Origin of the sequence: Sphingomonas sp. ID0503, assembly GCF_048565625.1 — a bacterium.
Lineage (GTDB): Bacteria > Pseudomonadota > Alphaproteobacteria > Sphingomonadales > Sphingomonadaceae > JBLZUR01.
Genome location: NZ_JBLZUR010000002.1, coordinates 3,003,146 through 3,025,140, shown reverse-complemented (window position 1 = coordinate 3,025,140; position 21,995 = coordinate 3,003,146). Strand labels below are relative to the sequence as shown.

19 protein-coding genes and 1 tRNA gene are annotated in these 21,995 nt (G+C 66.7%); 11 read left to right on the top strand and 9 right to left on the bottom strand.

Going from position 1 to position 21,995, the window contains the following annotated elements:
- Positions 1-5: 5 nt before the first annotated feature.
- Together rimP and ACM608_RS15790 are read right to left on the bottom strand one after the other, a co-directional pair.
- Positions 6-530 (bottom strand): ribosome maturation protein RimP, encoded by a 525-nt coding sequence (gene rimP, locus ACM608_RS15795; protein ID WP_419684464.1) that lies wholly within the window; start codon positions 528-530, stop codon positions 6-8.
- A gap of 132 nt (positions 531-662) precedes the next feature.
- Complete coding sequence (locus tag ACM608_RS15790; protein ID WP_419684463.1) at positions 663-896, bottom strand: hypothetical protein; 234 nt, start codon at positions 894-896, stop codon at positions 663-665.
- Between the two features lie 120 nt (positions 897-1,016).
- On the opposite strand from ACM608_RS15790, the gene ACM608_RS15785 reads away from it, so the two are divergent.
- Positions 1,017-2,141 (top strand): PQQ-dependent sugar dehydrogenase, encoded by a 1,125-nt coding sequence (locus ACM608_RS15785; RefSeq protein ID WP_419684461.1) that lies wholly within the window; start codon positions 1,017-1,019, stop codon positions 2,139-2,141.
- A gap of 12 nt (positions 2,142-2,153) precedes the next feature.
- Here the strand turns inward: ACM608_RS15785 and trmB are convergent, their stop codons facing one another.
- Entirely contained in the window at positions 2,154-2,834 is a 681-nt protein-coding gene (gene trmB, locus ACM608_RS15780) for a tRNA (guanine(46)-N(7))-methyltransferase TrmB (RefSeq protein WP_419684460.1), read from the bottom strand.
- A 26-nt stretch (positions 2,835-2,860) separates the two neighbouring features.
- Positions 2,861-2,936 (bottom strand) — tRNA-Ala (locus tag ACM608_RS15775).
- Positions 2,937-3,120: 184 nt separating this feature from the next.
- Here ACM608_RS15775 and ACM608_RS15770 point away from each other — a divergent pair.
- The 3 genes from ACM608_RS15770 (at position 3,121) to msrA (ending at position 6,960) form a co-directional block, all read left to right on the top strand.
- Positions 3,121-4,074 (top strand): DUF2171 domain-containing protein, encoded by a 954-nt coding sequence (locus tag ACM608_RS15770; RefSeq protein WP_419684459.1) that lies wholly within the window; start codon positions 3,121-3,123, stop codon positions 4,072-4,074.
- Between the two features lie 70 nt (positions 4,075-4,144).
- Positions 4,145-6,193 carry a TonB-dependent receptor gene (locus ACM608_RS15765; protein WP_419684457.1) on the top strand — a complete coding sequence of 683 codons (2,049 nt, stop codon included), beginning with the start codon at positions 4,145-4,147 and terminating at the stop codon, positions 6,191-6,193.
- Between the two features lie 221 nt (positions 6,194-6,414).
- Entirely contained in the window at positions 6,415-6,960 is a 546-nt protein-coding gene (gene msrA, locus ACM608_RS15760; RefSeq protein WP_419684455.1) for a peptide-methionine (S)-S-oxide reductase MsrA, read from the top strand.
- Positions 6,961-7,016: 56 nt separating this feature from the next.
- Here msrA and ACM608_RS15755 read toward each other — a convergent pair whose 3' ends face one another.
- Positions 7,017-7,499, bottom strand: a complete 483-nt coding sequence (locus ACM608_RS15755; protein ID WP_419684454.1) for a hypothetical protein — start codon at positions 7,497-7,499, stop codon at positions 7,017-7,019.
- Between the two features lie 115 nt (positions 7,500-7,614).
- Positions 7,615-8,895: a phosphoribosylamine--glycine ligase gene (gene purD, locus ACM608_RS15750; RefSeq protein ID WP_419684452.1), complete on the bottom strand. Its 1,281-nt coding sequence runs from the start codon at positions 8,893-8,895 to the stop codon at positions 7,615-7,617.
- On the opposite strand from purD, the gene xseA reads away from it, so the two are divergent.
- From xseA to ACM608_RS15725, 5 genes are read left to right on the top strand one after another with little or no spacing between them, the layout of a single operon-like run.
- Positions 8,896-10,332 (top strand): exodeoxyribonuclease VII large subunit, encoded by a 1,437-nt coding sequence (gene xseA / locus ACM608_RS15745; protein WP_419684451.1) that lies wholly within the window; start codon positions 8,896-8,898, stop codon positions 10,330-10,332.
- A gap of 13 nt (positions 10,333-10,345) precedes the next feature.
- Complete coding sequence (locus ACM608_RS15740; protein WP_419684450.1) at positions 10,346-10,546, top strand: DUF2093 domain-containing protein; 201 nt, start codon at positions 10,346-10,348, stop codon at positions 10,544-10,546.
- Complete coding sequence (locus ACM608_RS15735; RefSeq protein WP_419684449.1) at positions 10,543-11,418, top strand: M23 family metallopeptidase; 876 nt, start codon at positions 10,543-10,545, stop codon at positions 11,416-11,418. The genes ACM608_RS15740 and ACM608_RS15735 overlap by 4 nt, the downstream gene beginning before the upstream one ends.
- Positions 11,415-12,050, top strand: coding sequence for a TIGR02466 family protein (locus ACM608_RS15730; RefSeq protein WP_419684448.1), 636 nt, complete (start codon positions 11,415-11,417; stop codon positions 12,048-12,050). The genes ACM608_RS15735 and ACM608_RS15730 overlap by 4 nt, the downstream gene beginning before the upstream one ends.
- Entirely contained in the window at positions 12,047-12,688 is a 642-nt protein-coding gene (locus tag ACM608_RS15725; RefSeq protein ID WP_419684447.1) for a hypothetical protein, read from the top strand. The genes ACM608_RS15730 and ACM608_RS15725 overlap by 4 nt, the downstream gene beginning before the upstream one ends.
- A gap of 25 nt (positions 12,689-12,713) precedes the next feature.
- Here ACM608_RS15725 and ACM608_RS15720 read toward each other — a convergent pair whose 3' ends face one another.
- Positions 12,714-13,271, bottom strand: a complete 558-nt coding sequence (locus ACM608_RS15720; protein ID WP_419684446.1) for a hypothetical protein — start codon at positions 13,269-13,271, stop codon at positions 12,714-12,716.
- A gap of 196 nt (positions 13,272-13,467) precedes the next feature.
- Here ACM608_RS15720 and ACM608_RS15715 point away from each other — a divergent pair, with 196 nt between their 5' ends.
- Positions 13,468-16,344: a TonB-dependent receptor domain-containing protein gene (locus ACM608_RS15715; protein WP_419684445.1), complete on the top strand. Its 2,877-nt coding sequence runs from the start codon at positions 13,468-13,470 to the stop codon at positions 16,342-16,344.
- 220 nt (positions 16,345-16,564) lie between these two features.
- Here the strand turns inward: ACM608_RS15715 and ACM608_RS15710 are convergent, their stop codons facing one another.
- Positions 16,565-18,595, bottom strand: a complete 2,031-nt coding sequence (locus ACM608_RS15710; protein ID WP_419684444.1) for a protein-disulfide reductase DsbD family protein — start codon at positions 18,593-18,595, stop codon at positions 16,565-16,567.
- Here ACM608_RS15710 and ACM608_RS15705 point away from each other — a divergent pair.
- A complete protein-coding gene (locus tag ACM608_RS15705; protein ID WP_419684443.1) occupies positions 18,594-19,055 on the top strand; it encodes a DMT family transporter in 462 nt (153 codons plus the stop codon). The two genes, ACM608_RS15710 and ACM608_RS15705, sit on opposite strands and share 2 nt — an antisense overlap.
- A 102-nt stretch (positions 19,056-19,157) precedes the next feature.
- Here ACM608_RS15705 and ACM608_RS15700 read toward each other — a convergent pair whose 3' ends face one another.
- Entirely contained in the window at positions 19,158-21,914 is a 2,757-nt protein-coding gene (locus ACM608_RS15700) for a M10 family metallopeptidase C-terminal domain-containing protein (RefSeq protein ID WP_419684441.1), read from the bottom strand.
- Positions 21,915-21,995 lie beyond the last annotated feature (81 nt).

The following is a 21,995-nucleotide window of genomic DNA, read 5'->3' as shown; positions in this document are numbered from 1 at the left end:
GTCGATTATCCTTCCGTTTGAATGCTGTCGGCACCTTCGCTCGAAAGCGGCGCGGTTGCCTTGATGAGGTCGTCGGTAAGAAGCAGCTTGGCAGACGCGATGCCGGCAAAGGGGATGGCGATCTCGCCCAGCTTGGGATCGGCGATCACCACGTCCTGACCGGCCAGGCCGACCAAACGCCCCTCGAACTGCTTGCGCTTGTCGATCGGGGTCGCGACCTTCACCCGCGCGTCGAAGCCCTTGAAGTCGTCGAAGTCCTGGGCGCGCGTCAGCGGCCGATCGATCCCGGGGGAGGACACCTCCAGCCGGTACGCCTCCTCGATCGGGTCCGCTTCGTCCAGCACGTCGGACAAAGCCCGCGACAATTCGGCGCAGTCCTCCAGCGTCAGTTGCCGGGTGTCCGGCCGCTCCGCCATGACCTGCAGCGTCGGGTCGCTCTTGCCGCCGAACATCGCCACGCGCACAAGATCGAGCCCGAGCTTCTTCGCTTCGGGTTCGATCAGGCTGGTCAGCGCGGCGATATCGGCCATGAATATCCTTCGAATCGACAAGCGCCCTTGCTGCCGGCCCCGCCTCGGGACCGACCTCGGCAAGGTACCGATGTCGAGATAGGGCAGCGATATAGTCGAAGCCGGAGGATGCGGCAAGCCGAGTCGATGGCTTTAGCCGAGCGGCACGCGCAGCTTCACCTTCCTGAACCGCCAGCGGAAGCGGGGCTTGTCCCGCTGCTCGTATTGGGGGGCAATGTCCGGCAGCAGATAACGCTCGCTCTCGTCCGCCGCCTCGCCTTCGATCGCAGCCGAGACTGGTCCGGAGGTGCCGCCATCTTCGAACGACGACGGTGCCGCAACCAGCATCGCGCTTGCGGCAACAGACGTGAGCAACAAGGCCGGCATCAGGAATCCCGTGGCAAAGACGCCGGCCCAAATGCCTCGTCTATGGCTGTGGTTCCCGCGCGCAACGGACCGGCGTCGGCCGCGTTCGGGATGACAGCCATGTCATCTAAGGAACCCAGTATGCGTCTCGCTACCGCGCTCGCCAGCGCCGCCCTCGTTCTCGCCGGCTGCGGCTCCGCGTCTGTAGGGCAGTCACAGGAACCCGCGGCCAAGCCGTTCAAGGTGACGGCGGTGGCGGATCTCGGTTCGCCCTGGGCTATGACCTTCCTGCCCGACGGCCGGATGCTGGTCACCGACAAGTTCGGCAAGATCACCCTGGTCACGCAGGATGGGGCGAAGCGCGAGGTCGGCGGCGCGCCGGAGGTCGACCGCGCGGGGCAGGGCGCCCTGATGGACATCGTGCCGCACCCGCAATTCGCGGAGAACCGACTCGTCTACATCAGCTTCTCGGAGGCGGGCGCCGGCGGCAAAGGCGTGGCGCTGGCGCGGGGCCGCTTCGTGGAGGATGGCGGCGAAGCGCGGATCGATGACCTGCAGGTCATCTTCCGCGCCACGCCCTATGTCACCGGCAACGGTCACTATTCCGGCCGCATCGCCTTCTCGCCCGACGGACAGTACCTCTTCTTCACCAATGGCGAGCGGCAGAAGTTCGATCCCGCGCAGGATCCGAAATCCACCCTCGGCAAGGTCCTGCGTCTCACCCTGGACGGCAAGCCCGCACCCGGCAATCCGCTCGCGACCAAGGGCTTCCATCCGGCGGTCTGGTCCTATGGCCACCGTAACCTGCTCGGCATCGCCTTCGACGCGCAGGGCAATCTCTGGGAGCAGGAGATGGGCCCGAAGGGCGGTGACGAGGTCAACCTGATCCTGCCGGGTCGCAACTACGGATGGCCCGAGGCGTCGAACGGCACCCATTATGACGGCCGCGACATCCCCGACCACAGGTCCGGCGACGGCTACGAGGCGCCCAAGGTCTCGTGGAACCCTGTGATCTCGCCGGGCGGACTTATGATCTATTCCGGCGAGCTCTTCCCGCAGTGGAAGGGCGACGCCTTCATCGGCGGCCTCTCGTCCAAGGCGCTGGTCCGCGTCGACCTGAACGGTACCGATGCCGCCAAGGGCGACCAATGGGACATGGGCGAACGCATTCGCGATGTGGAAGAGGGCCCGGACGGGGCGATCTGGCTGATCGAGGATGGCAACGGCAAAGGCCCCGGTCGCCTCCTCAAGCTCACGCCAGCTTGAGGCCGGTGGGAATCACCGACGCCGATATCGGAAGTACCAGACCTCATGTCCGATCCGCCGCGCTTTGGCCTCGTACCGGGTCTCCGGCCAATCGGCGGGGCGGGTCAGGAAGTCTTGCGGTCCCTCCACCAGCCAGTCGAAATCGGGCGACCGCCCCATCACCATCATCGCCCAGCGGACATAGACCGGGTGGTCGGTGCCGAAGCGGAACTCGGCACCGGGCTTCAGCTTGGCGGCGATCAGGCCGATCGGGCCGTCGTTCATGAACCGCCGCTTGGCGTGGCGCGCCTTCGGCCAGGGATCAGGATGGAGGAGGTAGGCGCGATCGAGGCTCGCATCAGGCAACCGCTCCAGCACCTCGATCGCATCCCCCATGTGCAAGCGGATGTTGCCGAGACTCTTCTCCTCGACATGCACCAGCGCGCCGACGACACCGTCGAGGAACGGCTCACAGCCGATGAAGCCGTGCTCCTGTCGCATCGCGGCCTGCCCCGCCAGATGCTCGCCGCGCCCGAAGCCGATCTCCAGCTCCAGCGGCCGGTCATCGCCGAACAGCCGTGCCGCATCCAGCGGACCCTCGTCGGGCACGGAGATGCGGGGCAGCAGGTCCTCGACCAGCGCCGCCTGCCCGGCGCGCAGCTTATGGCCCTGGCGGCGACCGTAGAGCCGGCGGATGGAAAGGGGATCGTTCATAAGGCGGGTTCAGGCGACAGGGCGGATGGTGGAGCTGAGGGGAATCGAACCCCTGACCTCTGCAGTGCGATTGCAGCGCTCTCCCATCTGAGCTACAGCCCCGCACCTGTCGGCGGCCCCCTTAGCGTCCGACACCTTCCGACGCAACGCCGCTTTTCGATCCCTGCTGCCGGGCGCTTCGTCGCGCCGCCGGAACGTCGCCTCCTCGCGATCGTTTCACCACCACCGTCGGGCCGACAGCTGTGCGCCGACGAACGACTGATAATGCAGCAAGAGGATCTTTCCCATGGGCTATGAGCGCAACGACCGCCGATATGGGCGGGACGATTACCGCGCGTCGAATTACGGCCGCGGCTATGATCGCAACGATCGTGGCTACCGCGACGACGATCGCGGCTTCTTCGATCGTGCGGGCGACGAGGTCCGCTCCTGGTTCGGCGATGAAGAGGCCGAGCGTCGCCGCCGTCAGGACGAACGTTACGACGAACGGAACGAAGGCGGTCGCTACGGCTACAATCGTGAATCCGGCTACCGCGGCAGCTCGAACTACGGCGATGGCGGCCGCTTCGCCGACACCTCGCGCTATGGCGGCGGTGGCTTCGGTGGCGGCACTTTCAGCGGCGATCGCGATGCGCGCGCCGATTGGTGGCGTGGCGAGGATCACTTCCAGGGCCAGGATCGCTGGCAGGGCCAGGACCGCAACTCCGATTTTGGCCGCTACAGCGATCGCGAGCGTGAGAACTACCGCTCGCAGCAGGGTCCTCAGCACGGCTCGCATCATGACGAAAGCTACCGCAGTTGGCGCGACCGTCAGATGCAGGATCTCGACCGCGACTATGACGAGTACCGCCGCGAGAACCAGAGCCGCTTCGAAAGCGAGTTCGGCACCTGGCGCCAGAGCCGCCAGACGCAGCGCGCCTCGCTCTCGCAGGTGCAGGAGCATCAGGACGTGGTCGGCTCCGATGGCGCGCATGTCGGCAAGGTCGACAAGGTCCGTGGCGACCGCATCATCCTGACCAAGAACGATCAGGATGCCGGCGGCCATCACCACTCGATCCCCTCGTCCTGGTTGAAGTCGGTCGAGGGTAATCAGGTGACCCTGTCCAAGACCGCGGACGAGGCCAAGCAGGCCTGGAAGGACGAGGAACGTAACAGCGCCATGTTCGGCAACAACGATCGCGGCAACAGCGACAACGCCGGCTCGCGTAACCTGAACCGCAGCTTCTCGGGCACCTATTGACAGCTTGCCTGATCGCAGCGGAAGGGCTCGGCCGAAAGGCCGAGCCCTTTCTCTATGTGCGAGGTGCCGGTTGCGTTTCCTGATCCTGCCGGCGCTCCTCGCCTCCACATCCGTTCTCGCCCAGGAGCCAGAGATCGTCGTCACCGGCATGAGCCTGCCGCAGGCGGCGGGCGACATCGCCTACGACGTGGTGACGATCGGTCGCGACCGCCTGACCGGCTCGGCCAGCGGGCGGATCGAGGATGTGCTGCGCGACGCCGCCGGCTTCCAGCAGTTCCGCCGTTCCGATTCGCGCTCCGCCCATCCGACCAGCCAGGGGGCGACCCTGCGCGGGCTTGGTGGCAATGCGTCCAGCCGCGCGCTCGTCCTCCTGGACGGCGTGCCGCAGATCGATCCGTTCGGCGGCTGGGTGAACTTTCCCGCGCTCGATCCCGTGCGCATCGGCCTTGCCCGCGTCACGCGCGGCGGCGGCACGGGGGCGTTCGGCCCCGGCGCGCTCGCCGGCACGGTGGAGTTGAGCAGCGCCGGCCCCGCCGATCTCCCGGCATATTGGGCAGGTGCCGCCTTTGGCAGCCGCGACAGCGTGGATGCCGATGCGGGCGTCAGCGCGCGTCTGGGCGGAGGTTTCGCTTCGCTGTCCGGCGCCTATGCACGGGGTGACGGCTTCACCCCGACCATCGCCGGGCAGCGCGGCGCAATCGATCGCCCCGCGCGCTACAAACAATACAGCGCCGCCGCCCGCGCCGTCGCCCCGCTCGCACCCGATATAGAGCTGCAGGCGGCGGCATCCGCCTTCCACGACGCGCGCGATCGCGGCACCGACTTCACCACGAACGTCAGCGACGGCTTCGACGCGAGCCTCCGCCTCGTCGGCCGGGGACGCTGGGGCTTCGAGGCGCTCGCCTATTTTCAGGACCGCCGCTTCGCCAGCGACTTCGCCAGCATCCCCGCCGATCGCAACACCGTGACCCAGTCGCTCGATCAGTACGCCGTCCCCGCCACCGGCAAGGGTGGCCGCGTCGAACTGCGGCCTCCGCTCGCCGAAGGGCTGGAACTTCGCCTCGGTGCGGATCTCCGCGCGCTCAGCGGCCAGACCAAGGAGCGCTACAGCTTCGTCGCCGGCAGCCCGACGCGGCGGCGCGAGGCAGGGGGCGAGACGCTCACGGCAGGCGCCTTCGCCGACGGCAGCGCGAAACTCGGCGACCGCCTCACCCTGACCGGCGGCGCGCGCGTCGATCGCTGGCGCATCCGCGACGGCTTTCTCCGTGAAACCCTCATCGGTGGCGCGGCGATCACTGACAATGACACGGCCGACCGCTCCGGCTGGCGTCCGACCGGCCGCGCCGGCATCGCCTTCCGCCCGACCGGGGCGATCACCCTCCGGAGCGCGGCGTATCTCGGCTGGCGGCTGCCCACCCTGAACGAGCTCTACCGCCCGTTCCGCGCGGGTGCCGACGCGACCGCCGCCAATGCGGGTCTCGAACCGGAACGCCTCAAGGGCGTCGATGCCGGTATCGACTTGCAGCCTTTCGCCCGGCTGCGCCTGTCCGCGACCGTCTTCGCCAACCGGCTGGAGGATGGCATCGCCAACGTCACCAATCCGCGCGACGCGCTCGGCAACTGCCGTGGCATCGGCTTCGTCGCGGCGACCGGTGCCTGCCGCATCCGCCGCAACCTCGACGCCGTCCGCTCGCGCGGCGTGGAGCTGGACGGTCAGTGGACCTATGCCCGCTGGGATCTGTCGGCCTCTTACGCCTATGCCGACGCCCGCGTGTCGGCGACCGGAGCCTCAGCCGCACTCGACGGCCTCCGCCCCGCCCAGACCCCCAAGCACCAGGCATCGGCCACAATCGCCTGGACGCCACAGCCCGAGGCGCGCGCGGCGGTGACGTTGCGCTACATCGGCAGCCAGTTCGAGGACGACCAGAACAGCCGCAGCCTCGATGACGCGCTGACCGCCGACGCCGTCATCGCGATGCCGCTCCGTCGCGGTGTCGTGGTGGAGGCAAGGGCGGAGAACGTCTTCGACAAGACGGTGGAGGCGACGGTCTCCGGCACCGGCGTAATCGAACGGGCGACGCCGAGGACGCTGTGGTTGGGCCTACGGGTCTCGGGCTGACACCCCCCCGTCCCGCACACCTCCCTCGTACCGCACCCACCCCCCCGTTCGCGCTGAGCCTGTCGAAGCGCCAGCGCCAACCTCATCTCTGGCCCCCTTCGACTGCCTGCCTGCGGCAGTCGCTCAGGACAGGCTTCGACAAGCTCAGGGCGAACGGCGTGGGGATGTGAAAACGCATGGCATTCCCCATATCCCGCTCAACCCAATCGAAAGGACCCTCAGTGCCCGAGCAATTCGCAACCCTCGCCGGCGGCTGCTTCTGGTGTGTCGAGGCGGTGTTCGACGATGTCACCGGCGTGAACACGGTCGAAAGCGGCTATATCGGCGGCACGGTGCCGAACCCCACCTACGAACAGGTCTGCTCCGGTCGCACAGGCCATGCCGAGGCGATCCGCATCGGCTTCGATCCGGAGGTCATCTCCTATGGCGACCTGCTCGACATCTTCTTCCATGTCCATGACGGCACCCAGCTGAACCGCCAGGGCAACGACGTCGGCACGCAGTACCGCTCGGCGATCTTCCCGCATGACCTGGAGCAGGATGAAGAGGCCCGCGCCGCCATCGCCCGCGCGCAGGAGGAAACCGACAAGCCGATCGTTACCACCATCGAGGCGCTCGGCGAATGGTATCCGGCCGAGGACTACCATCAGGAATACTTCGCCCGCGAAGGCTCCAAGAACGGCTACTGCATGGCCGTCGTCGCGCCCAAGCTGCAGAAGTTCAGGAAGAGCTACGCGGCGCGGCTGAAGGCTGCGGCGACGGCGTAATAAACCGATCCCGTCCGTGCTGAGCAGAGGCTACTCAGGACGGACGGGACGGAGCCTCAACCCAGCTTCCCGAACTTCTCCTCGAACCCCACGCGATCACCCGAGGCGAGGTGCCCGGCCTGCTCGACCCAGCGGTCGCGCACCAGCCGGCCCTTGAACGTCTCCATCTTGGCGTCGAGCACGTCGAGATCGCTGCCGCTCAGCGCCGCCAGCTGCGAATAGCGGGTGATGCCCAGCGCGTTGAGCCGCGCCGCCGCCTTGGGCCCCAGGCCCTTGAGAACGGTCAGGTCGTCCGGCTCGCCTTCCTCGACGACCTTCAGCTCCGGCGTGACGTCCACGCCCAGGAACTCGCCCGCGACATCCTCGATCGCGATCGCGCCACCCTGGCCGACGGTGCTCTCATGCGTCTCGGGGGCATCCACTCGCGTTCCCGGCTTCCGCCGCACGAACAGGAAGACCACCAAGGCGAGCACGACGATCGCGATGACGGCGATCAGCAGGGTATTGTCCAACTCAACGTCTCCGAACACTTCAACCATGATGACGCCGGAACGACCGGCGAGTTCCTTCTTCTCTCATCCTCCCATCGCAGATGGGGAGGGGGACCGCCGCCGAAGGCGGTGGTGGAGGGGCGGCGTAGCCGACGCTCGCGCCCTACTCCTCTGCCTCCCGCGCCACCTCGCGCCAGCCGATGTCGCGCCGACAGAACCCGCTGGGAAAGTCGATCCGGTCGACCGCCGCATAGGCCGCCGCCTGCGCCTCGGTCACGCTCGCACCCCGCGCCGTGACGTTCAGGACCCGCCCGCCATTGGCGGTCAGCTTGCCGTTCCTTGCCGTTCCGGCATGGAAGACCTTGGCCCCGGTCGCCTCGGCCCGGTCGATCCCCTCGATCGTCCCGCCGCGCTCCGGCACCGCCGGATAGCCGTTCGCCGCCATCACCACGGTCAGCGCATAATCCTCCGAGAATGCCGGCTTGGCCGCTCCCTTCAGACGCCCCTCCGCCGTGGCGAGCATCAGCTCCAGCAGGTCGCCGGTGAAGCGCGTCATCAGCACCTGGCACTCCGGATCGCCGAACCGCGCATTGTACTCGATCAGCATCGGCCCGCGCGCCGTCAGCATCAACCCGGCGTAGAGCACGCCCGAATAGGGCATCCCCTCGTCGCGCATCGCCTGCACCGTCGGCTGGACGATCTCGGCCATCACCCGCGCCTCCAGCTCGGGCGTCAGCACCGGAGCGGGGGAATAGGCACCCATGCCGCCGGTATTCGGCCCGGTGTCGCCGTCGCCGACCCGCTTATGGTCCTGCGCCGATCCGAACGGCACCACCGTCCGTCCGTCTGTGATCGCGAAGAAGCTCGCTTCCTCACCGGTCAGGAAGCTTTCGATCACCACCTCGGCCCCCGCCGCGCCGAAGCCGCCGCCGAACATGTCGCGGATCGCCTCCTCGGCCTCGGTCACCGTGCCGGCGATGATGACGCCCTTGCCTGCCGCCAGCCCGTCCGCCTTGATGACGACCGGCAGCGAGAATGAGGTGAGCCCCGCCAGCGCCTCCGCCTCCGATGCGAACCGCTTATAGGGTGCGGTCGGAATGCCATGCCGCGCGCACAGGTCCTTGGTGAAGCCCTTCGATCCCTCCAGCTGCGCCGCTGCCCGATCGGGTCCGAAAACCGCGATGCCGCCCTCGCGCAGCGTGTCGGCGAGCCCGTCGACCAGCGGCGCTTCCGGGCCGATCACCACCAGCTTGATCTGCTTGCCGCCGCAGAACGACAGCACCGCATTATGGTCGGTCACGTCGAGGTTGAGGCAGCTTGCGCCCTCGGCTGCGATGCCCGGATTGCCGGGGGCGGCGAAGAGGCGCGTCAGCCCCGGCGATTGCACCAGGCGCCAGGCGAGCGCATGTTCACGGCCGCCCGAACCCAGCAGCAGGACGTTCATTTGTCTTCGACTCCACCCGCAGAAGCGCGGCTGTTAGCCGAGGTCGCCCCCGGCGACAACGCACCGCCCTTGTCCGTTTCCGAGCTTTCGGGCGCGCTCAAGCGGACGGTGGAGGACCGCTTCGGCCATGTCCGGGTGAGGGGGGAGATTTCCGGGTTCAAGCGCGCCGCGTCCGGCCATTGCTATCTCTGCCTGAAGGATGAGGCGGCGGTGATCGACGGCGTGGTCTGGAAGGGGGCGGCCTCCGCCCTGCGCTTCCGGCCCGAGGATGGGATCGAGGTCGTCGCGACCGGCAAGCTCACCACCTATCCCGGGCGGTCGAAGTACCAGATCGTCATCGATCGCATGGAGATCGCGGGCGCCGGCGCCCTGATGCAGCTCCTCGACCAGCGCCGCCGCGCGCTTGCGGCCGAGGGGCTGTTCGATCAGGCGCGCAAGCGGCCGCTGCCGTTCCTGCCGCGCGTCATCGGAGTCGTCACCTCTCCCACCGGCGCGGTGATCCGCGACATCCTCCATCGTCTCGCCGATCGCTGCCCCACCCATGTGATCGTCTGGCCGGTCCAGGTGCAGGGCGACACGGCGGCGGCGCAGGTCGCGGCGGCGGTGAACGGCTTCAATCGTCTCGACGGGACCGGCCCGGTGCCACGCCCCGACCTCCTGATCGTCGCGCGCGGCGGCGGCTCGATCGAGGATCTCTGGGCCTTCAACGAGGAGGTCGTGGTCCGCGCCGTCGCCGGCTCGGGCATCCCGGTGATCTCCGCCGTCGGCCACGAAACCGACACCTCGCTCTGCGACTTCGCGGCCGACCTGCGCGCCCCGACGCCGACTGCCGCCGCCGAGATCGCCGTGCCGGTCCGCGCCGAACTCCTCGCCAATATCAATAGCCTGGCGCTCCGCACCGCGCGCTGCACCAACCGCGCCCGCGAACGCAGCCGCGAACGCCTCGACCAGATCGCCGCGCGCCTGCCGACGCCGGATTCGGTCCTCGCGCCGCAACGCCAGCGGCTTGACGACCTTGCCGACCGGCTCCCCCGCGCACTCCGGCACCGCCTTGCCGAGGGTCGCCGCGACCTTGCCGAGGCCTCGGCAGCACTCCGCCCGCGCCTGCTCGCCAACCGTGTCCTTCAGTGCCGCCTTCGCCTCGATCATGCCCGGCTCCGCCCCGATCGCCTCCTCCGCCGCATCACCGACGATCGCGCCCGGCTGGCCGGTCTCTGGCGTCTCGCCAGCCAGCTTCACCCCGACAAGCCGCTCGAACGCGGCTATGCCCGCGTCGGTACGCGCGACGGCAAGGCGACGCTGATGACGGCGGATGCAGCGCGGAGTGCCGTCGCCTTTACGCTTCACTTCGCCGACGGCATGGTCGACGCGCGGGTTGAGAAGCCCGGCACCAGGCCATATGTCGACCCCAAGGCCGAGCAGCCGCGGCTGCTCTGACAGGACGAATCCGATGCTGAACTTCTCCAAGGGCCGCCTGGCCCGCCTCCACTATCTCAGCGGCAGCTTCCGCATGCTCAGCCCCGGCGACCACGTCCTCTGCGCAGTAACGGGCGAGGCGATCCCCTTGGACGAACTCCGCTACTGGAACGCCGCCAAGCAGGAGGCCTATGCCTCCGCCGAGATCGCGACCAAGGCCAACCCGCGCCAGTGAGGGCGGCTTGCGGTCTGGCGGCGGCGCTGTCGCTCGGTGCCTGCGCCGCACAGCCGGCTGCGCCCCCCAAGCCGGCTTCTGTCGATCCCGTCGCCCTGGCAGTAGAGCCACTCGGTACGTTCCGGCTGGACGGCACGCCCGCGCAGGGTGCCCTGATCCTCGGTCAGGCACCCGCCGGTGTCGTCAGCCTCACGCTCGACGGCAGGTCGGTGCCGATCGCACCGGATGGCCGCTTCATGATCGGCTTCGGCCGTGACGCGCCCGCCGCCGCGCGGCTCGAGGGGCGGGCGCGCGATGGCCGCTCGGTCGCGCTCGACGTGTCGGTCGCGGCGCGCAGCTGGGACATCCAGTCGCTGCCGACGCTCGCCAAGGGCACCACCCCCACGCCCGAGTTCCTCGCCCGTCGCAAGGTGGAACTCGAACAGATCGCCGCCGCCCGCGCCAAGCGCTCGGACGTCGAAGGCTGGCGTCAACGCTTCGTCTGGCCCGCCACCGGCCGCATCAGCGGTGTCTACGGCTCCCAGCGCATCTACGCTGGGGAGCCGGGGGCGCCCCATTCCGGCGTCGACATCGCCCGCCCGAGCGGCACCCCGGTCGCGGCTCCTGCCGACGGCGTCGTCGTCCTCGCCGCCGCATCACCCTTCACGCTGGAGGGCAACCTCCTCATCATCGACCACGGCATGGGCCTGAACTCCGCCTTCCTCCATCTGTCGCGCATCGACGTGAAGCCGGGGGACCGCGTCCGCCAGGGCCAGCCCGTCGGCGCGATCGGCATGACCGGCCGCGCCACCGGTCCGCACCTCCACTGGGCGATGATGTGGCAGGACCAGCGGGTGGACCCGGAGCGGCTGGTGCCGCCCATGGCGAAATGAGGCAGTTCGCGGCTCTTTTCCCTACGCCGGTCTACACGATGCCTGTGCCCGATGCCGCTACCCTGGGGCGCGCGCTCCAAACCGCGATCCTCGCCCGCCGTCACGATCGCCAGAGCGTCGCGCTATCCAATCTCGGCGGCTGGCAGTCCGACAAGGGCATGATGGACTGGGGCGGAGAGGCGGCGCGCACGCTCCTCGACCATGCCGGTGCCTTGTGCCGGCGCGTGATTTCAGGCCTCGATCGCACGGACGGCAGGCTCGCGTGGCAACCCGAGATGTGGGCGAACATCAACGAACCCGGCCACTCCAACCAAACCCACTGGCATCCCGGCTCCTTCCTGTCGCTCGTCTATTATGTGGACGATGGTTATGGCGGCTCTCAGGACCGTGCGCTCGGAGGTGAACTGGTCTTCGTCGACCCCCGAATGCCCTATCTGCGCATGCGCATGCCGGAGCTGCGCCATGCCCAGGCAGACGGCAGTGTGGAGGAGCAGGAAACATGGGTGCGGCCCTATAGTGGCCTGCTGATCGCCTTCCCTTCGTTCCTCGGCCACTCCGTCCGGCCATATGCCGGATCCGGCCAACGCGTCTCGATCGCGATCAACATGGTGGTGACGGAGCGCGCACCGTGATCACGTCTGCCGAACCCGATGTCACCCTGCTGTTCTCCACGCCGCTGATCGTTGACGAGATTGCCGTGCAGCCGGCGCTCAGGGCCGTTATCGAAGAACGGTGGAAACGATCCTTATCTCGCCGAGTGGCTGGAGAAGGGTGGAGCGAGACATCGTTCGAGACCTGGGGTGGCGAACCCGCGACGCAGCTGATTCAGGATGCGCTGGCACGCGTCAGATCCTTGACGCGAACCGCGTCGGGCGAAGTCGCTGCATCCGTACACTGGCGGGTCAAGGCGACTGCCCATCTGGCCGACCCGGGGGAGCAGCTGACCTTTCGAATGGAACCGAGCGCATTCTGGAGCGGCTTGTATACCGTGGCGAATGGCTATGCGGGGGCACTCGACCCCTCCGCTGGTGGCGAGTTCGCGGTGCTCGATCCCCGCTCGCCGGTTCCGCTCATGGAAACGGCCGAACTGCGGCTGCGCACGCGTCTTGGAGCGCAGCCGAGAAGCTATGCTGAGGAAGCCGTGCTGCGGCCGGCGAGCGGCAAGCTGCTGTTGCTGCCGGCTTGGGTGAGAGTCGACATGCGCCGCTTCCAGGGTTCCGCGCGGCGCCTCATCGTATCCCTGTCCTTTACGCCTTATCGCCTCGGCTGACCGTCATTCGCGTCGCCAACGCCGTCTAGTTCATCCGGCGAACGCGTATCGCGGTCTGCTTCCCGACGTTGGCCAGATAGCTGCCCATCGCCGCCTTCCGGATCCGGATGGTCGAGCCCGGACGGGGATCTCCGGCGAGTTGCTTGCCATCGGTCTGCTTCCATCTGGCGCCATCTTCCAGAATGATGAGCCACTTGCCGTCCGAGCCGAGCTGGGCCGATCGCACCGTTGCGGTCAGTTCGCTGACGCCCTCCTCCTTTTCGTCTTTCTCCCCGCCGCCGAATATCTTCAGGTCGGGAAGTGTCAGTCCGAACAGGGATCTGCGCGCCTCCCTGATTTGGCTGCGATCGACCATCACCAAGTCCTTCTTCTTCTCGGCCTCGGCCATTCGGCCGGCGGCCTCGTCGAAGCAGCGGAGTCGCGCCGCATCATCGGCGATGCCTCGGCACTCGAATAGTGCCTGCGCGACGGGGGGTGTGCCGCCCGAACCTTGCGCACGCGCCGGCGCCGCGCTGACGCCGGTTGCCACGATGATGCCGGCGATGAAGAGGGAAGTGGGCGTTGTGGTGCGGTTCAAGGTCACGCGTGTTGCCTTTTGGTGACAGGGGGCGAACAAGATCGCTCCCTGATGAACCCCAGCTTTACAGCGCTGTAAGGCATGGTGCATCCCCTATGCATACCTGAACGGTGCATTAAGGCGCAACGCGACCGAAGCCCGGGAGGGTGGGACACTGGCCTCGAGAGCCATTTCCGAAAAGGGACTTATCGTGAAGACTAACTTGAAAACGCGTAGTCGCATTTTCCTCGGCGGCGCTGCGCCGCTCGCGATCTGCATCGCACTCGGCTCTCCGGCTCAGGCGCAGACGGCGGACACCGCAGGCGACGAAGTCGAGGCCATTGTCGTCACCGGTTCGCGCATTGCCCGCCCGGATCTGGAAAGCGCAAGCCCGATCGCCGTCGTCAGCCAGCAGGACATTCGCCTGCAGGCGGCCTCCGCGAACATCGAGAACGTCCTGAACGATCTCCCGCAGGTCACCGGTTCGACCAGCGGCACTGACAACAACCCGGGTGGCGGCATCGCGACAGTCAACCTGCGCAACCTCGGTACGCAGCGTACCCTGGTCCTCGTAAACGGTCGCCGTTACGTGTCGTTCGACACCTCGCAGGTGGTCGACCTCAACACGATCCCGTCCGCGCTCGTCGACCGCGTCGAAGTGCTGACCGGCGGTCGTTCCGCCGTCTACGGTTCGGACGCGATCGCGGGCGTCGTGAACTTCGTTCTGAAGAACGACTTCGAGGGTGTGGAGCTGAACAGCCAGTATGGCCTCACCGATCGTGGCGACAGCCAGTACTGGGACGTGAACGGCACCATCGGCGCGAACTTCGCCGACAATCGCGGCAACGTCACCACTCATGTCGGCTACACCAAGCGTCGCGGCACCTTCGCCCAGTCGCGTAAGTTCGCGCGCAACGCCCTCCAGGAGGACGGCGAGGGCGGCGTGTTCTTCGGCGGCTCGGGCTCGGTCCCGCAGGGCCGCGTGTTCCTGAACGGCGCCAACTACAACTTCGGTTCCGACGGTAGCATCAGCCCCTATGGTCCGACGGATGCGTACAACTACGCGCCCGTCAATTACCTGCAGGTGCCGCAGGAGCGCTTCCTGATCAGCACCCGTGCGCAGTACGAGATCTCGTCGGCGTTCAAGCCCTATTTGGAGGGCCAGTTCATCAACAACCGCGTAACCGGCGTTCTGGCCGCCACGCCGATCGGCAACAGCACGCCGTTCGGCACGGGCGCGAACCAGCGCGCGCTCGGCGCGTTCAACCTTCACGTCTACTCGCCGTTCTTCAACGCTGACACGCAGTCGTTCCTGGCTGGGCTGGACGCGGATGGCGACGGCTACGTTCCGGTGAGCTCCTACGGTTTCCGCACGGTCGGCGTCGGCCCGCGTCGTCAGCAGGACGAGCGTAACGCCTTCCGCCTGTTGGGCGGTATGTCGGGCGATATCGGGTCCGGCTGGAACTATGACGGCTACTACATGTATGCCCGGACCAAGAATACGCAGCGCCAGACGGGCAACGTGAACCTGACGAACTTCCTGAATGGCGTTTCGACGGGTTTCCGTGATCCGGTCACCGGCGATATCAGCGGGTTGCCCAACGGTGGGGACCTTGTCTGCGCCAGCGGCGCCGCGGGCTGCGTGCCGACGAACCTGTTCGGCATCGGCAACCTGACGTCTGATCAGGCGAACTTCCTGGCGCTCGGTGCGACCAACATCGAGGAGTACACGACCCAGGTCGCGAGCTTCGCGATCACCAACTCGGAACTGTTCGATCTGGGCGCCGGCGGCGTCGGCGTCTCCCTCGGTGTGGAGTGGCGCAAGGAGAGCGGTCGCACCGATCCTGACCAGAACCTTTCCTCGGGCAACGTCGCGGGCTTCAACCCAGGCGCGCCGACCGGCGGCAGCTACGACGTTCTGGAGTTCTTCGGCGAAGTGAACGTTCCGCTTCTGCGGGATCAGCCCTTCGCTCACCTCCTCGAACTGAACGGCGCGGCACGTTATTCGAACTATTCGAATGCGGTCGGCAACGTGTTCACCTGGGCCGCCGGCGGCCAGTGGGAGCCGGTTCAGGGTATTGGGTTCCGGGGTCAGTACCAGCGTGCGATCCGCGGGCCGAGCGTGAACGAGCTTTTCCTGGGTCAGACCGTCAGCTTCGATGGCGCGTCGGATCCGTGCGGTACGGCCGCTGCAACGGCCGCAGGCACTCTGCGTGATCAGTGTCTCGCCAACGGTGTGCCCCTGGCTCAGCTTGGCAACGAACTCCTCAACAACCCGGATCTGGTGAATCCGCCGACGACGATCCGTGGCAATCAGAACCTGCGCGAAGAGAAGTCGAAGACCTGGACGGTCGGCGCCGTGCTCTCGCCCAGCTTCATCCCGCGGTTCAGCGCGACCGTCGACTACTATAACATCAAGATCGACGGCTACATCTCGCGTCTGGGTCAGGCCAACCTCTTTGCGGCATGCTTCGATGCTGGCCTGCAGGAGTATTGCGGCGGCATCGGTCGTACTCCCGATGGTCTGGTCGACTCGATCTTGGACACCTCCCTCAACTCGGGCGGTCTGAAGACCAACGGCATCGACGTGGGCGTTTCCTACAACGTGCCGCTGAACTTCGGCCTGTTCGGTGCGGAGGAGAGCAAGGTGTTCTTCTCGTTCAACGGCAGCCGTCTGCTGAAGTATGACTTCACGCCGATCGTCGGCATTCCGATCGTCAACGAGTGTGCCGGTCGCTTCGGCAACAACTGCGGTCAGCCGACGCCGAAGTGGAAGCATGTGGGCAAGATCGGCTTCACCATGGATGCGATCACCCTCCAAGGTACGTGGCGCTACATCGGCAAGGTGCGCGACGACGATGACTCGATCGACTACTGGTCGGAGAAGCGTAAGGCGAAGAACTACTTCGATCTCGCGGCGTCGTTCGAAGCCAACGACAACTTCACCCTCTCGGGCGGCATGAACAACGTGTTCGACAAGAAGCCGCCGCTGATGGCCTCCGCGCAGAACGGCGGCAACGGTGAGCAGTCCAACACCTACCCGAACGTCTACGACGTGCTGGGTCGCAGCTTCTTCGTGAACGCGACGCTGCGTTTCTAAACAAGGCAAGCATCGACAGACTCTGGGGGAGGGCGAAAGCTCTCCCCTTTTTTATGTCTGGTAACCGACCATGGTTCAGGTTGGTGGAGGTCCTGCTATCACGCAGCTTCGGCAGCGCTTCCATCGCGGCCGATCGACCGCGATAAAGGTGAGTTCCGTCGCGGCGGCAGTCGTCAGATCAGCAGCTTAACCCAGCCGGTTGGTACAGGTCTCGCGCCGATCAGAGCGCCGTCAGCATCGATGGCGTCAGCACCTGCGGCAAGGCCTGCCCCGCCTTGCCCGGCGGATAGTACAGGTACAACGGCACTCCCGACCGCCCGTTCGCGGCCAGGAAACGCCCGATCGCCGCGTCACCCCGTGTCCAGTCGCCGACCAGAACAGCCACCTTCTTCGCCGCGAAGGCCTTGGCGACCTCCTCCCGCTCCAGTGCCACCTTCTCGTTGACCTTGCAGCTCAGGCACCAATCTGCAGTGAAGTAAGCGAAGACCGGGCGACCCTCCTTCCGCAAGGCGGCAAGGCGCGTCTCGCTGAAAGGCTCCGCCTTCAGCACGCCGGCAGAGGCAGGCGCCGCTCCGGCCGCGTCGCGCGGCAAGGCGGCGGTGATCACCAGGGCGAGCGCAAGCGCCGGGAGCAGCGGTGCCCAGGCGGCGGGCTTGCCACTCGCTTGGCGCACGCCCACCCACCAGAGCGCTGCCGCAAGCAGAAGCGCCGCAAACAATCCCGTCACCATCGCGTTCACCCCCGCTTGGCGGCCCAGCACCCAGGCCAGGCCCAAGGCCGTGACGAACATCGGAAGGGAGAGGATCCGCCGCAAGACGTCCATCCACGCACCCGGCCTCGGCAGCATGCGTCGCAAAGCCGGGATGAAGCCGAGCATGAGAAAAGGAAGCCCCAGTCCAAGCCCAAGGCCGACGAACACCGCGATCGCCGCCCATCCGGGCAGCAGCACCGCCGCGCCCAAAGCCGCGCCCATGAACGGTCCGGTGCACGGCGTGGCGATGAAGGCGGCAAGCGCGCCCGTCCAGAATGCGCCGGCCGAGCCGCCGCTCCGCGTCAGCCGATCGCCAACGGCAAGGCTGCCGAGCTCGAACAGCCCGGCCAGGTTGAATCCGATTACGGTGACGAGCAGAAAGAGGATCAGGATCACGCGCGGATCCTGCAGCTGGAATGCCCAGCCCGCGCCCGCGCCAGCCGCGCGCAGCACCAGCAGGGCCGCCCCGAGACCTGCGCAGACCAGCACGACGCCCGCGGTATAGGCGAGAGCTTCACGGCGTGCCTGGGCCTCGGTCCCACCGGAGCGGGCGAGGCTTAAGGCCTTCAGGCTCAGGATCGGAAAGACGCAGGGCATGATGTTGAGGATCAGCCCGCCGAGCACCGCTCCGCCGAACGCCAGCAACAACGTGCCGCCGTCCCCCGGCTCATCGGGGGTGATCGGGACAGCGGCGGCGGGTACGGTTCCTTTCCTTAAGGTGACCGCCAGCCCGTCGCCCTCGTTGATCCGCAAGACGCCTCCGATGGAACCGAGCGCGCCGGCGTCGGCCCCGGCCTTGGTCTCGATGACGAGCATGTCGCCGCTCCGTCCGACTGTCTGAGGCGCGGCATAGTCCAGCGCACCGTCGACAAGCGGAAAGAAGTAGACGTCTTCCACATCACCCGCCGCAGGATAGGGGATCGCCAGCCGCAGCCTGTCCCCCGCAACGGCAAAGCGCCCCTCGCTTTCCAGCGGATGCGGCAGAGCGGCGCGGAACCGATCGAACGCTTCGCGGGCACGTGGCGCACCGTCTCCGACCACCAGGGTGAGGGGAAGAACGGCGCTTTCCGGCACGCAGACCTCGGTCGTGCAAGCCAGCCAATCGAGCTTTACCCGGATCGGCAATCTGGTCCCTGGGAACATCCCCGCCGGCACCTTCAGCGGCACGAGCAGCGCGTACGGTCCTTCGTAGACATAGTTCATCAGGCCCGAGACGACCAATCTATGCGGCACCGGATAGGCGATGTCGCCGACTGTCAGGCCTTCCGGAAGCGTCCATTCCGCGCGCGTCTCGACTCCTGAGTCGCCCGGGTTCTTCCAGTATCCATGCCAGCCCGCAGCCGGCGACATCTCGAAGGCAAGCATCACCGTCCGCCCCGGTGCGGGGCGCTCGCTTTCCGCGACAAGGCGGGCTCGAATATGCGTCTCTTGCGCCGCGGCAGGCAGCGCAAAGGAGAGAGCGAGACAAAGGGAGAGGAGCAGCGCACGCAGGAACGTCATGGCTCGCTATAACAAGTCACCCTTATCCGCGCACCCGCCGCGTCCGAAGACTGCGACCCTGCATGAAGATCTGCGTTTGCCGGGACCGAAGACCTCGACTACCGATCCTGGAAGGATCGAAGGGCGTCCCGTGAACAGTTGGTTGTATCTTGGCGGTGCCATCTCTCTCGAGATCATCGCCACATCCGCGCTGAAGGCGGCCGAGGGCTTCTCGAGGCCGCTGCCCACGACGATCGTGATCCTCGCCTATGTCGGTGCATTCTATTGCCTGTCGGTCGCCTTGCGCACGATCCCCATGGGAGTCGCCTACGCCATATGGTCCGGCATCGGCATCGTGGTGATCTCCGTCGTGGGGCTGTTTGCCTACAAGCAGCGGCTCGACCTCCCGGCTTTGATCGGGATCGCGCTCATCCTGATCGGAACGGTGGTAATCAACCTGTACTCAAAGGCGACGCACTGACTTCGGATCGGAAGCGGCGTCCGCCCCGTCACGTTTCATGGCGAGCCGACAGTCTCGATCGACTTCGCTCCCAGGGCTGTGGTCTGGTCGGCCTCCGGCCCTTCAGAGCAGGAAGTCGTCGCTCGCAAGTTGGATCCTGCCGGTGAGATCGATGCGGAAGTCGGCCTTTCCGTCACCGTTCACGTCCCCGTAGATGCTCGTCAGATCTCCCTTCGTTATCACCCGCAACTCGCCCGCTTCCTTGTGGAACGCGTCGTTGCCGATGAAATCGAAGCTCTGGTTGCCCTTCGTCTTGGTGCTCGCATCGATGCGGCTGAGGTCGATGCGATCCTGCCCCTTCAACGAGAAGTCGGTGATCCGATCGGCGGCGCTTGCCTTGCTGTCGCTGACCGCGTCGTAACGGAACGTATCCGCGCCCTTGCCCCCGGTGAGGCGGTCCTCACCGCCTCCACCGACCAGGGTGTTCCGGCCGCCATTGCCGATCACCACATTGCCGACGCCGTTGCCGGTTGCGGAAATGTCTGCGCCTCCGGTGAGCGTCAGGCGCTCGATGCTTTGTCCGGCCAGCGAGTAGCTGACCGAGGCGAGAACGGTGTCGGTGCCCTGGCCCGACGTCTCGATGACCTTATCCCGCGAATGATCGACGACGTATGTGTCGTCACCGCGCCCGCCTGTCATCCGATCCGCGCCCGCCCCGCCGTCGAGGCGATCGTTGCCGCCGCCACCCGAAAGCGTATCGTTGCCGTCCAGCCCCTTCAGCAGGTTGGCCGCACCATTGCCGGTTAGGACGTTGTTCAAACCGTTGCCGGTGCCGTTGATCTTGCGACCGCCGGCAAGCGTCAGGTTCTCGACATTGTTCGTCAGCGTGTAGCCGGTGGACGCGAACACCGTATCCGTTCCTTCGTCCGCATATTCGTTCACCACGTCACCGGCATTGTCGACATAGTACCGGTCGTTTCCGCCCCGCCCGTACAACGTGTCCGCACCCGCTCCACCGTCAAGCGTATCGCTGCCGCTGGCGACGTAGAGATAGTCCGCGCCCTTGCCCGACTTCATCGAGACCCGTTCGAACCCGCCGATGAACACCTCCGCCAGCTCCTTGCCGGCAAGGCCATTCGAAACCCATCCTCCGCTGTTGCCGGTCGTGAAGGCGCCTGCCTGCGACGCGAAATCGACGATGAGGGTGTCCTTACCCTCGCCGCCGTTCACGACATCGCGCCCGCCGCCGACCTGGATGGTGTCGTCGCCGGCGCCGCCGTGGATGGTGTCGTTGATCCCTCTGCCTTTGCTGCCGGTCAGCGTCACGATGCGGTCGTCACCGGAGCCGAGCTGCAGAGAGACCGACTCTACCCTCACAACCGAGCCGCCAAGAAAGCTCTGCTTCGTGGAGGAGGTCAGATCCAGCCTGCCATCGCTGCGAAAGGCGGAAAGGTCGGCGACCCATTGGTCGGTCCCCGCACCGCCGTCGACCACAGCCTTGCCCGTCCGCGTGTCGAACACGTCGTTGCCTGACCCGGTCGAGACGGTGTCACTGCCGTCGAACAGGAACAGCTGGTCGTTGCCGCCGCCTGTCTTGATGTTGACCCGCTCGATACCGCCAAGGAAGACGCCGCGATCCGCGTCGCCGCCCAGGTTGTTGCTGATCACCCCGCCGCTATGGCTGGTCGTGAAATCGCCGGCTTCGAGTGAGAGGTCGACGATCGCGAGATCGTTGCCCAGCCCTCCGGAAATGGTATCCCGGCCGCCGCCCGCCCGGATCGTGTCGTCGCCCGCGCCCCCATCGATATAGTCGTTCACGCCAAGGCCGGCCTTGCCGGTCAGCGTCAGGATGCTGTCGTTCGCGGAGCCGAGTTTAAGCTCGACGGCTTCGACGCGGACAACCGTGCCGCCAAGGAAGCTCTGCGTGCGGTTCGAATTGAGATCCAGCTTGCCCGCCTTTGTTGCCGTGGAGAAGTCGGCGATCCACCGGTCTACACCTGCGCCGCCATCCACCACGGCCTTGCCTGCGCGCGTATCAATGACGTCGTTCCCGGCACCTGCTGACACGGTATCGTTCCCGTCGAAAAGGAAGAAGGCGTCGTTCCCGCCGCCGGTCTTGATGCTGACATGCTCCACGCCGCCGAGGAACACGCCGCGCTGTCCCGCGCCCGCCAGGTTGTTGCTGATCACGCCGCCGCTATGACTGGTGGTGAAATCCCCCGCCTCCAGTGAGAGGTCGACGACCGCTAGATCGTCGCCCGCTCCCCCGAAGATCGTATCGAGACCGCCACCCACGCTTATCGTGTCGTTGCCAGCGCCGCCATCGATCCAGTCGCCGATCCCGAGTCCCACCTTGCCGCCCAGCGTGGTGATGCGATCGTTGCCGGAGCCAAGCTTCAGTTCGATCGCTTCGATGTTCACCACTGAACCGCCGAGGAACGACTGCTTGCCCGCCAATGCGAGGTCGAGCTTGGCGCTGCTGGTCGCGGTGGAGAAGTCCGCGATCCAGCGATCGGTGCCCGTTCCGCCGTTGACCACGGCCTTGCCCGCGCGCGTGTTGATCACGTCGTCGCCACCGCCGGTCGAGACGGTGTCGTTGCCGGTCGCGGTCATGAACAGGTCTTCATTGCCGCCGCCGGTTTTCAGATCCAGATGCTCTACGCTCAGACCGATGCTCAGCCAGAGGGGATCATTCGAGGGCAGGTCGTTGGCTATCACGCCGCCGCTGTTGAAGTTGTAGATGTTGCCGGCGGCACCGGAAAGATCGAGGCGGAGGGTGTCGTCGCCGGCCTTTCCATCGATCGACCCGAACCCTGCCGAGGCATTCACGACAAGAAGGTCATTGCCGCTCGTACCCGTTCCGCCTGCGATCTCGGCCATGTCGATTATCCCACCCAACCTCACCGGCACTCTGCCGGCAAGGATGAAAGCGCGGAGACCGCCCGTTACGGATCACCGGCA